The organism is Aminobacter ciceronei, assembly GCF_014138625.1.
Lineage (GTDB): Bacteria > Pseudomonadota > Alphaproteobacteria > Rhizobiales > Rhizobiaceae > Aminobacter > Aminobacter ciceronei.
Genome location: NZ_JACJHY010000039.1, coordinates 37,842 through 50,030, shown reverse-complemented (window position 1 = coordinate 50,030; position 12,189 = coordinate 37,842). Strand labels below are relative to the sequence as shown.

At 62.3% G+C, this 12,189-nt stretch carries 8 protein-coding genes; 2 read left to right on the top strand and 6 right to left on the bottom strand.

The genetic code is table 11. The features are described 5' to 3' along the window. Positions 1-515 precede the first annotated feature (515 nt). Positions 516-1,130, top strand: coding sequence for a TadE/TadG family type IV pilus assembly protein (locus HNQ95_RS28690; protein ID WP_312871042.1), 615 nt, complete (start codon positions 516-518; stop codon positions 1,128-1,130). Positions 1,131-1,187: 57 nt separating this feature from the next. Then, entirely contained in the window at positions 1,188-2,891 is a 1,704-nt protein-coding gene (locus HNQ95_RS28685; protein WP_246341029.1) for a pilus assembly protein TadG-related protein, read from the top strand. 91 nt (positions 2,892-2,982) lie between these two features. Here HNQ95_RS28685 and HNQ95_RS28680 read toward each other — a convergent pair whose 3' ends face one another. From HNQ95_RS28680 to glgX, 6 genes are all read right to left on the bottom strand, one after another. After that, on the bottom strand, positions 2,983-4,599 hold the full coding sequence (locus HNQ95_RS28680) for an ABC transporter ATP-binding protein (RefSeq protein ID WP_067964413.1): 1,617 nt from the start codon (positions 4,597-4,599) through the stop codon (positions 2,983-2,985). Between the two features lies 1 nt (position 4,600). Next, positions 4,601-5,719, bottom strand: coding sequence for an ABC transporter permease (locus tag HNQ95_RS28675; RefSeq protein ID WP_067964415.1), 1,119 nt, complete (start codon positions 5,717-5,719; stop codon positions 4,601-4,603). Next, on the bottom strand, positions 5,712-6,635 hold the full coding sequence (locus HNQ95_RS28670) for an ABC transporter permease subunit (protein WP_067964417.1): 924 nt from the start codon (positions 6,633-6,635) through the stop codon (positions 5,712-5,714). Before HNQ95_RS28670 ends, HNQ95_RS28675 begins: the two co-directional genes overlap by 8 nt. Positions 6,636-6,704: 69 nt before the next feature. Next, entirely contained in the window at positions 6,705-8,297 is a 1,593-nt protein-coding gene (locus tag HNQ95_RS28665; RefSeq protein ID WP_067964419.1) for a peptide ABC transporter substrate-binding protein, read from the bottom strand. A 189-nt stretch (positions 8,298-8,486) separates the two neighbouring features. Beyond that, the gene (gene bglA, locus HNQ95_RS28660) at positions 8,487-10,118 is read right to left on the bottom strand and encodes a beta-galactosidase BglA (RefSeq protein ID WP_182575805.1); all 1,632 of its coding nucleotides are present in this window, start codon (positions 10,116-10,118) and stop codon (positions 8,487-8,489) included. Continuing rightward, positions 10,115-12,136 (bottom strand): glycogen debranching protein GlgX, encoded by a 2,022-nt coding sequence (gene glgX, locus HNQ95_RS28655; protein WP_182575804.1) that lies wholly within the window; start codon positions 12,134-12,136, stop codon positions 10,115-10,117. Before glgX ends, bglA begins: the two co-directional genes overlap by 4 nt. Between the last annotated feature and the right edge of the window lie 53 nt (positions 12,137-12,189).

Sequence of the window (12,189 nt, the reverse complement as noted above, 5' to 3'; positions counted from 1 at the left end):
AACTCTCCTTCCACGGCATCAACACCTCCGGCCAAAAGCCAAAAGTGTTACCCATGTGTCCGGTACGAAACGTCACCTATGTCTCGGGTCGCTCACCCGAAATCCCAATTCTTTAGACTGAAGCCGCAAAGCGCCACACCTTTCGCGCTGCGACCGGCCAGGATCAGCCTGCGTCCCGAACCGAAAGACGGCGTTAACAACCTGCTTTCCGGGCCACCAGCTTCGCCACAACGATTGCCACACCCGATCTCATCAATCGAGGGTTGTATTTTTCTTGCTGTCGCTTGGCGAAAACTTCCTGCGACCAGCGTATTCTAACAAAAACCATCTGACCTCATACAAAACAAGACCATTTTAGTCGGATTTTACTGTCGAGATTCAGATTCTCTTGGCCGTTCGCCACAACCTGCAAGCACATTAGCAAATCGATAATCTTCTGGGACCACTCTGGAACTAATCTAGTTCATCTCTGGTAGCGAGGCGGATGATCTTGGCAGTGGCCAAACAGGTGGCATATGAGTGAGAATAAATACTTTGCATACAAACAATATTTCCGCAGGATGGCGTCGCTTGCGACGACCAGAAATCCAGGGGGCTGGCGTGTGCTCAGACACCGCCGCAAGCTGGGCGCAGACGCATCCAAGTCCTTTACCGAGCGGATCAAGCACTTGGAAAGATGGGCAAGGACACTGATCCGCATAAGGCCCCCCGATAGTAGCGGGTTCCTGCAGTCCCGATCCGGCACATCAGCAATCGAATTTGCAATTGTCGCACCGGTCTTCATCCTGCTTGTGTTTGGAATGATCGCTTACGGAATTTACTTCGGCGCCCTGCATTCCGTCCAGCAGATGGCAGCCGACGCAGCCCGCACCGCCATCGGCGGGCTCAACGAAGCCGAGCGCAAGACGCTCGCACAGCGATACATCGATCTCAACGGCGACGGCTACGTCCTCATCGACAAGACAAAACTGACAGTAGACGCCAAGGACAGCGCCAATGACAGCGAACAGTTCGTCGTCTCCTTGAGCTACGACGCCCGCCAGCTTCCGATCTGGAATCTGCTGACAATGCTGCCAATGCCGGAGCAGACCATCAAACGCAGTTCGACAATTCGGGTGGGGGGCATCTGAATGTTTACGGCAATCCTGAACAGACTGTCCGAGTTCCGGCGCGCGCGAAAAGGCAACATGGCGACCATGTTCGCGCTGTCGCTGCCGATCGGCCTTGCCACGGCTGCACTGGCAGTCGACGAAGGCTCGCTTTATGTCGAGCGCCGCGAAGCCCAGTCGATTACCGATCTTGCGGCAATCTATGCCGCCGGCAACATCGCCAAGGCCGATGCCGCGGTGCTGAAGGTATTCAACAACAATCAGCAGAACAACGTCGTCCTGGTTGACGGCTCCACCCCTCAAACACTCACAGTAGGCTACAAGCGCGTGCTCGTCGAAAAGGGGCGCTATGCCGCCGACCCCACTGTCGCAGTCGACGCGCGCTTCGTCGTCGGTGCAACGCCGCCAAACGCCGTGCGCGTCACCTATTCCAAGGACGGCACGACCTTTTTCGCCAATGCGCTGATCGGTGAGCGCAAGATTGTCACCACAGCGGTCGCGACCGCGCCGGCGGAAGCCGCCTTCTCCGTGGGCTCCAGGCTTGCCAGCCTCAATGGCGGCCTGCTCAACAGCCTTCTTGGCGGCCTGCTGGGTACGACGCTTTCGCTCAATGTGATGGACTACAACGCGCTTCTGGGGGCCGACGTCAACGCGCTGCAGTTCATCGATGCGCTGAAGACCGGATTGAACCTGACGGCGGGTACCTACAATGAGGTGCTACAGGCTGAAGCGAGCGTCGGGCAGATACTGTCGGCTCTGGCAACGGTCAACAAGGACAGGGACGCCGACATCGCCTTGAACAAGCTTCTGGGCTCTCACATCCCCGGTTCGCTCAAGGTACCGCTCAAGAACTACATCGACCTCGGCGCGATCGGCAAACTGTCGACGGGTCGTGGCGCCGCCGGGCTGGACGCCGATGTCGGCATCATGGAACTGGTCAGCGCTGCAGCCGCCATCGCCAACGGCAAGAACCAGGTCGCCGTCGACCTTGGCGCCGGCGTGCCGGGTCTGCTCGGCGTCAAGCTGAACGTCGCCATCGGCGAACCACCGCAAGGATACAGCTGGTTTGCGGTCGGCGAGCCGGGCAAGATCGTGCGTACGGCGCAGACAAGGCTGCAACTCGTCGTCACCGTTGGCGGCACCGGGGGATTGGTCGACAGCGTGCTGGGCGGGTCGGTGCGCGTGCCGCTCTATGTCGAGCTGGCCTATGCCGAGGCCCAGTTGAAAAGCGTTTCCTGTCCCACCGGCAAGCCGGCAAGCGCGATCGTCACGGTCGACGCCCAGCCCGGCGTCGCCGAGATCTGGCTCGGCGACATCAACCCGGAGGAACTCAGGGTCTTTACCAAGAGGCCCGTGGTGCAGCCCGCGCAGCTGGTCAAGCTCAACCCGGTCGGCCTCAACGTGCTGACCGTCGACGTCAAGGGTGCCGCGAATGTGCGGATCGGCAACATGACGCCGCAGGCCCTTACGTTCAACAAGAGCGACATCGACGCACGCCGGGTCAAGTCGGTGTCGACACGCAACCTGACGCAGTCGCTGACCGCCTCGCTGTTGAGCGGGCTGACGCTGGATGTCGATCTCAAGGTGCTGGGCCTTGGCCTCGGCCTGTTCGTGCCGACAGACGCCGCGGTCAAGACCGCCATCGTCGGGCTGCTGTCAGGCGTGACCGCCCCCATCGACGGGCTGCTTTACAACGTCCTGACGCTGGTCGGCGTAAAGGTCGGCGAAGCCGATGTGCGGGTTCACGGCGTCAACTGCGGCCGCTCCGTTCTGGTGCTCTGAACGCGAACAGGCCCGGAGACTGACGTCTCCGGGCCTGTTGCTGTTTTTCACCAGGCTGTGGCCTGCCAAAAGCCGTCAGGCTGCCAAACCGTCAGGCCGATTGGCGGAACTTCGTCTCGTCGATCGCCGCCGCCATCAGGGTCTTGGTGTAGGCTTCACGCGGCGCCCCGAAGATCTCCTCGGTCGGCCCCTCCTCGACGATCTTTCCCTGCTTCATCACGATGATGTAGTCTGACATGGCGCGCACCACGGCCAGATCGTGACTGATGAACAGGTAGGACAGATCGTGGTCGGCCTGCAGCTTGCGCAAAAGCTCGACGATCTGCTTCTGCACCGATCGGTCGAGCGCCGAGGTCGGCTCATCGAGCACGACGACCTTGGGCTTGAGGATCATCGCCCGCGCAATGGCGATGCGCTGGCGCTGGCCGCCGGAGAACTCGTGCGGATAGCGGTTGCGTGTTTCGGGGGATAGCCCGACTTCACGCAGGGCCTCCACCGCCCTGTTGTCGCGTTCCTTGGACGACAGCGACGGCTCGTGCACCAGAAGGCCTTCGGTGATGATCTGGCCCACCGTCATGCGCGGCGACAAGGAGCCGAACGGATCCTGGAAGACGAGCTGAAGCTCCCGCCGCAGCGGGCGCATGTCGGCACGGTCGGCCTTGGACAGATCCTTGTTGCCGAAGCGGATCGTTCCCTGGCTCGGCAACAGCCGGAGCAGAGCCCGGCCCAGCGTCGACTTGCCCGATCCCGATTCACCGACGATGCCGATCGTCTGGCGTTGCTTGAGCATGATCGAGATGCGGTCGACCGCCCGCAATAGCATCGGCGGGCCGGCAAGGAAGCCGCCGCCGATCTTGAACTCGACCTCGACATTGCGCCCTTCGAGCAGGATCGGCGCATTGGCGGCAGGCGGCGCCTTGCGACCGGTCGGCTCGGCTGCCAGCAGCATCTTGGTGTAGTCGTGCTGCGGATTGGCAAACAGCTCGTCGGCCTTGCCCTCCTCCACCACCTCGCCATAGCGCATGACATAGACACGGTCGGCAAAGCGCCGGACGATGCCGAGGTCATGGGTGATGAAGACGATGGCCATGCCGAGCTTGCGCTGCAGTTCGGCCAGCAGGGTCAGGATCTGCGCCTGGATCGTCACGTCGAGTGCAGTGGTCGGCTCGTCGGCGATCAGGATGTCGGGGTCGTTGGCAAGCGCCATGGCGATCATCACGCGCTGGCGCTGGCCGCCCGACATTTCGTGCGGATAGGATTTCAGGCGCCGCTCGGGGTCGGGAATCTTGACCAGTTCGAGCAGCCTGAGGGCTTCGGCGCGCGCTGCCGCCCCGCTCAAGCCGCGATGCTTGCGGATCGGTTCCATCAGCTGGTTGCCGATGGTGTAGAGCGGATCGAGCGAGGTCATCGGCTCCTGGAAGATCATGCTGATCTTGCGGCCACGGACCTTGTTGAGTTCCGATTTGCCGAGTGTCAGCAGGTTCTTGCCGCGGTAGTCGACAGCGCCTGTGGCCTCACCATTGGAGGCCAGCAGGCTCATCGCCGCCATCATCGTCTGGCTCTTGCCGGAGCCGGATTCACCGACCACGGCAACCGTCTCGCCGGCGTCGACGTGAAGGTGGATGCCCTTCACCGCCTCCACCACGCCGTCGAGCGTGCGGAAGCGGACGCGCAGGTCCTTGACCGATAGGATTGTTTCTCCAGCCATCTCACCTGTCCTTCGGATCGAGAGCGTCACGCAGGCCGTCGCCGATGAAGTTCAGCGCGAACAGCGTCGAGACCAGGAAGAAGGCCGGGAACAACAGCAGCCAGTTGGCGGTACCGATGTTCTTGGCGCCCACGGAGATCAGCACGCCCCAGCTCGTCATCGGCTCCTGCACGCCGAGCCCCAGGAACGACAGGAAGCTCTCCAGGATGATGACCTGCGGCACCAGCAGCGTCATGTAGATGACGACAGGCCCGAGCAGGTTGGGGATGACGTGCCGCTGCACGATGCCGCGTGAACGCACGCCGAGTGCTTCGGCCGCCTGGACGTATTCCTGCCGGCGGATCGACAAGGCCTGGCCACGCACGATGCGCGCCATGTCGAGCCACAACACCGCCCCCACAGCCAAGAACATCAGCACGAAGTTTCGCCCAAAGAAGACGACCAGCATGATGACGAAAAAGATGAAGGGAAGCGAATAGAGCACGTCGACGATGCGCATCATCACCTCGTCGGTCTTGCCGCCCATGAAGCCGGCAGTGGCGCCATAGATGACCCCGATGACCACGGCGACGATGCCGGCCAGAAGGCCGATCGCCAGCGAGATGCGGCCCGCCATCAGCGTTCGCGACAGCAGGTCGCGGCCGGTGTTGTCGGTGCCGAACAGGAAGTACTGCTGCTTGATAGAGGCGCTCATCACCGCCGTCAGCCCATCAGCAGAGGTGCTTTCGAGCTTGCCGTCGTCGAAGGTGTCGGAACGGTCGAGATAGCGGATGTTGCGCTCGTCGAGCGGTTTGCTCGACGTCACGGTGATGAACACCCGTTCGCCTTCCTGGCGCCATTCCTTGACGTCGACACGCATGCGCTTGACGGCGTCGTTCATGGCGGTCTCGATCATTTCCGGCTTGGGATAGGCCGAGAGACTTGGCGGCGTCCGGACATAGTCAGCATAGATCGTCGTGTACTGATGCGGCACGAAGAACGGTCCGACGATGCAGACGGTCGCCATGGCGATCAGGTAGAAAAGGCTGAACATCGCAGCCTTGTTGGCCTTGAGGCGTGCCCACGCATCGCCCCAGAGCGATCGCCCGACGACGGGCGCTGAAATGGCTGTATCAGTCATAGCGCACCCGCGGATCGAAGAAGGCATAGAGGATGTCGACGATCAGGTTGAAGGCGATCGTAAACAGCGCAATCACCACCACCGTGCCCATCACCAGCGTGTAGTCGCGGTTGAGTGCCGCATCGACGAAGTAGCGGCCTATACCGGGAATGGCGAAGATCGTCTCGACGATGATCGAACCGGTGAGCAATGCCGCCGCCGCCGGGCCCGCATAAGACACGATGGGCAGGACAGCGCCACGCAGTGCGTGCTTGACCACCACCGACCAGTCGGACAGGCCAAGCGCACGCGCCGTCCGGATGTGGTTGGAACGCAGCGACTCGATCATCGAACCGCGCATCAGGCGCGCCACGATGGCGATCTGCGGCAGTGACAAAGTCAGGATCGGGCCGATCTTGTTGATCCATGCCCCATCGCCCCAACCGCCGATCGGCAGCAGCTTCCAGGTCAGGCCGAAAAGAAGCTGGATCACAGGGGCAATGACGAAGGTCGGGATCGTGCTGCCGGCGGTGGCAAGTGCGATCACCGAATAGTCGCCAAGCTTGTTCTGGTTGAGGGCTGCGACGATACCAAGCACCGTTCCGACGGCAAGCGCCAGGACAAGAGCCGACAAGCCCAGCTGAACCGAGATCGGCAGGCCATTGGCGAACAGCTCGGTGACGGTGAAGTCAGGCAGGTTGTAGCTGGGCCCGAAGTTACCGTGCAGCAGGTTCTTGAGATAGTTGACGTATTGCAGCCAGATCGGATCATTAAGACCGAATTGGGCCTCAAGATTGGCCTTGATCTCGGGACTGAGTCCGCGCTCCTGATTGAATGGGCCGCCCGGAGCGACGCGGATCAGGAAGAAGGCCAGCGTGACGATGACGAACATCGTCGGAATGGCGGTCAGAAGCCGCCGGAATACATAGAGAAACATAGCTACCACGCCTTCGCAGGTTAGCCGGAACCGCCGCCCCCTTTTTCAGGGGCGGCGGCAGAGCCGGGACTAGTCCTTGCTGACGAAGCGTGAAGGATGAACGTCCATGACGTTCTCGTCGAAGCCCTTGATCTTCGGCGAAACGAGGTTCTTGTAGCTGTAGTAGAGCAGCGGGATCTGGCCGACATCATCGATCAAGATGCGTTCTGCTGCCGCCATTTCCTTCAGGCGTTCTTCCGGCTTGCCGCCAGCGGCGGCTGCCTTGTTCATGGCCTCCTCAAACTTTGGGCTGTTGTAGTTCGAGTAGTTGTTGCCGGAAGCCTTGCGCGAGATGCCGAGGAAGCTTTCCGGATCCTTGTAGTCGGCAATCCAGCCCGCACGAGCGACGTCGAAGTCACCCTTCTGCTCGAGATGACCGTAGTGGGTCTTGGTGTCGGTGTTGAGCAGCGTCACCTCGATGCCGAGCGGCTTGAGCTGCTCCTGGATCGCGACTGCCGTGTTCTTGTGGTTCTCCGACGTGTTGTAGCGGATTTCCATCTTCAGCGGCTTGTCGGGGCCGTAGCCGAGCTTCTCGAGAACCTTCTTGGCTTCATCCTCGCGGTCGATCTGCGACTTGTCGGCGAAGGTCGCCAGTGCCGAAGTGTAGCCTTCGATACCGGGCGGCACCATCGAGTAGCCGGGGATCATCGAGTTCTGCCAGACCTTCTCGGCCAGGAAGTCGCGGTCGATGGCCATCGACACTGCATTGCGCAGCTCGACATTGTCCCACGGCGCCTTGTCCGTCTTGATCGCGTAGTAGTAGGTGCCGAGATAGGCGCCGATACGCAGCTGATCGCCGAATTTGGCCTTCAGGTCAGCCATCTGCTCGGTCGGGATATCGTCGTTGGAGTCGAGTTCGCCAGCCTCGAAGCGCTTGATGGCGGTCGAGCGGTCTTCCGTCGGGAAGTAGTTGACGGCGTCGAGCTTCACATTGGCGGCGTCATGAAACTTCGGGTTCTTGACCAGCTTGATGTGATCGTTCGGGACGAATTCAGCGAGCGTGAACGCGCCGTTGGAAACCAGGTTGCCCGGCTTGATCCAATCGGCGCCGAGCTTGTCGATGGCGGCCTTGTTGACCGGATAGGTCGACTGGTGCGTCAGCATTTCGAGGAAGTATGGGGTCGGTGCCTTGAGGGTCACTTCGAAGGTGTTGGCATCGACTGCCTTGACGCCGAGTTCTTCGGGCTTGGCCTTGCCGGTGTTCACTTCTTCGCCGTTCTTCACGACATAGAGCATCGAAGCATATTCGGCGCCGGTGGCCGGATCCTCGAGGCGGCGGAAGGAGTAGACGAAGTCTTCGGCGGTTACCGGGCTGCCATCCGACCAGGTAGCGCCCTGACGGAGCTTGAAAGTGTAGACGGTGCCGTCGTCCGAAACGGTCCAGCTCTCGGCTGCACCCGGAATGATTTCGGCATTCTGGTCCTGCATGACAAGACCTTCGAACAAGTCGCGCAGGATGTGGGCTTCATAGACCGTCGATGTCTTGTGCGGATCCAGCGATTCCGGATCGGCCGAATTGCCGCGATTGAAGACGACCTCCGCAAAAGCCGGAACGGACAACGCTCCAGCAGACAGCGCAAGCGTCGTAGCGAACACTGTCGCTTTCAGCATGTTCTTCAGCATGTGTTACTTCTCCCAAATAGGCGTGTTCCCCGTAAACACGGCCTCGCCTGGTTAGCGCCCGAATGCCGGATGTTTCCGGTTTCGTTGAGCGAGCCGGCAGCTCCCTACCGCCAGCGGTGGCTGACACTAGACACGACAATTTTTATTTTCAACACGACTCGTGCTCACCTAAAGTCAACTTGAGCGAGTTCAAACTAAGCGCCCGATAAAGTAATCGAGCGGCGCCAAGGTGATACGGTCTTTTTCGACTTCACCCAAAGCTCCGGGAAACGGCACCGGGCTCAAGCCGCCAAGCCTTGCCGGAACTGGCCATGACGCCGCTTTCTCGGAAAAATTGAACACGCACAGCAGCCGTTCGGCCCCTTCCTCACGCAGGAAAGCGAGCACGTCGCCCTTGGTTTCCAGCAGCTCAATCGAGCCGTGGATAAGTGGCGGAAGCGTCCTGCGGGCCGCGAGCACCGCCCTGTAACGACACAGAACTGATTCCGCGTCGCCCTGCTGGCGGTCGACCGCAAGCGCACGATGGGCAGCCGAAATCGGCAGCCAGGGCTTGCCGTCGGAGAAGCCACCCTGCTCTGCCTGGGCCTCCCACACCATCGGCGTGCGGCAGCCGTCGCGGCCCTTGTAGCCTGGCCAGAAGCGGATGCCGTAAGGATCGCGCAAGTCTTCGAAAGCAACGTCGGCTTCTTCAAGACCAAGCTCCTCGCCCTGGTAGATGCAGATCGAACCGCGCAGGCAGGCAAGCAGGGCAATGGAGAATTTGGCCACCGCCTCCGGGTCGCCGCCGGGCCGCGTCCAGCGCGTGACATGGCGGATGACGTCATGGTTGGAGAAGGCCCAGCAGACCCAGCCGTCGGTCACCGCCGCCTCGAAATCGGCAATGCATTTGCGGACGTGGGCGGCGGAAAATTTCGGCCCAAGCAGGTCGAATGTGTAGCACATATGCAGCTTGTCGCCGCCCGAGGTGTAGGCCGCCACCGTCTGCAGCGAGCGCTCGCCGTCGCCGACCTCACCGACCGAACTGCGACTGCCATATTCGTCGAGCACGGCGCGAAAGCGCTCGAGAAAGGCGATGTTTTCCGGCCGCGTCTTGTCGAACAGATGGTCCTGGTACTCGTAGGGATTGGCTTCCTCGTTCTCGCCGGCAACGCTTTTCGCCAAGGGCGGGTTGTCGCGCAGCCACTTGTCGTGGACGTAGAAATTCACCGTGTCGAGCCGGAAGCCGTCGACCCCCCGATCGAGCCAGAAGCGAACCGTTTCCAGAAGCGCTGCCTGCACTTCGGGATTGTGGAAGTTGAGATCCGGCTGCGAGGCGAGGAAATTGTGCTGGTAATATTGCTTGCGCGTCGAATCCCACTCCCAGCCTGGACCGCCGAAGATCGACAGCCAGTTGTTCGGCGCGGTGCCGTCAGGCTTGGGCTGGGCCCAGACATACCAGTCGGCCTTGGGATTGTCGCGGCTCATCCGGCTTTCGACGAACCAGGGATGCTTGTCGGACGAGTGCGACAGCACCTGGTCGATGATGATCTTCAGCCCGAGGCGGTGCGCCTCCGATATCATCGCGTCGAAGTCGGCGAGCGTGCCGAACATCGGATCGACGTCACAATAATCGGAGACGTCGTAGCCCATGTCGGCCATCGGCGACTTGAAGAAGGGCGACAGCCAGACCGCATCGACGCCCAGCGAGGCGATATGCGGCAGGCGCCTGGTGATGCCGGCGAGATCGCCGCTGCCGTCGCCGGTGCTGTCCTGGAACGAGCGCGGATAGACCTGGTAAATGACGCAGCCGCGCCACCAGTCGGCACCGGATTGCTGGGTCATGGCTGATCTCCTGGGCTTTCGGCCTGAGGCCGTTCGATCGCAAATGAAACGCTGCGCGCCGGCACGGCAAAACGCCCGCCGCCCGGATGTGCCCCGGCCATCGCCTGTCGCCATTCGAAGGCCGAACGCGCAGGCAGGGCAAAATGGACATCGCGCCGCGCGCCGTTGATCATGACGGCAAGCCGGCCGCCCTCTGCGGCACCATTGCCCAGAAGCATCGTCAGGCGGTGACGGTCGGGTTCATGCCAGTTGGCGTCGCTCATCGCCCGGCCGGCCTCGGTCAGCCATTCGACGTCCGCCACCTGCGCGCCATCAGGGACTGCGCCGCTGAGGAAGCCGACTTGCGCCAGCGCCGGCACCTCTCGCCTCAGCTTGCCAAGTTCAGCGACGAAGTCCTCCAGGGCGACGTCACGCTCGGCCCAGTCGAGCCAGGTCAGTTCGTTGTCCTGGGCGTAGGCATTGTTGTTGCCGCGCTGGCTCCGGCCAAATTCGTCTCCCGCCGTCAGCATGATGGCGCCGCGCGAGGCAAACAGCGTCGCCAGCAAGGCGCTGATATCGCGACTGCGCTCGGCCGATATCTCGGGATCGCCGCTCTCGCCCTCGACGCCGTTGTTCCAGGAAAAGTTCTCATTGTGGCCGTCGTGGTTGTGTTCGCCATTGGCCTCGTTGTGCTTGCGCTCGTAGCGGACGAGGTCGGCGACCGTCATGCCGTCATGGGCGGCAATGAAGTTCACCGTCCGCGTCTGCGCCCCGCCGCCGAAGCTGTCGGAGGATCCGGCAAGCCGTGTCGCCAGCGCGCCGACCAAACCGCGGTCGCCGCGCCAGAAACGCCTGACGTCGTCGCGGTAGCGGTCGTTCCATTCGAGAAACTCCGGGGGAAAGCCGCCAAGCCGGTAGCCGTTGTGGCCGATGTCCCAGGGTTCGGCGATCAGGACGCGGTCGCCGATGACGGGGTCCTGCCGCATCGCCTGCAACAACGGTGCGTCAGCACTGAATTCACCGCCGACCCGACCCAGCACGGGCGCGAGATCGAAGCGGAAGCCGTCGATGCCGGCGTGGACGATGAAATGCCGCAAGCTGTCGAGCACCAGTCCCTGAACCACCGGATGGTCGCAGGCAAGCGTGTTGCCGGTTCCGGTGTCGTTGGCATAGCGGCCGGGATCGTCGACCGCCGGGCGATAGTAGGCTGGGTTGTCGAGGCCGCGCAGCGACAGGGTCGGCCCGAATTCATCGCTTTCGGCGGTGTGGTTGAAGACCAGGTCGAGGATGACGCCGATGCCGGCGGCATGCAGTGCCGCTGTCGTCTCGCTGAGCTCGGCGATGCCGCCAGGCGCCAGGCGCGGATCAAGCGCCATGAAGGTCACCGGATTGTAGCCCCAGGCATTGCTGAGGCCGAGGCGCGGCAAGTGGCGCTCGTCCATGGCAGCCGTCACCGGCATCAGCTCGACCGCCGACACGCCGATCTTCAGCAGATGGTCGATGATGACAGGCTCGGCCAGCGCCCGGATGGTGCCGCGCAGGCGCTTCGGCACACCGGGATGGCGCAAGGTGAAGGCGCGCACCGGCACCTCGTAGATCAGCCCGCCCGGCCGAAACGCCGGTGCGGCGTGCGGCACGATGGGCAGCCTCGCGGCCACTGCCTTGGGCATCAGCGCAGCGCTGTCGCCGCCCTGCCCTCTTGGGGCGGCAAGCCGGGCGTCATAGCGGTAAGGCCGGTCTATTCGCAGCGCGTAAGGATCGACAAGCAGCTTACCGGGATCGAACCGCAGGCCGTCGTCCGGCGCATATCGCCCGTCGGCGCGAAAACCGTAGCGCGTGCCCTCGCCCAGTCCGGCGACATGCAGTGCGAAAACCCCGTCGCTTTCACGCTGAAGCTCCAGCCGGGCCGTCTCCGCCTTGCCGTCGGCGTCGAACACCGACACCCACATGCGTTCGGCAGCTCCGGACCAGACGCCAAACCGGATGCCGTCATCGGTTACTGTCGCGCCAAGAGGTGGAGTGCTGCCATCCCTGGTCATCGGGCAGCACCGGTGCGGCCAGCCGATCTCCCCGGAGATGTCCGGCAGGACAG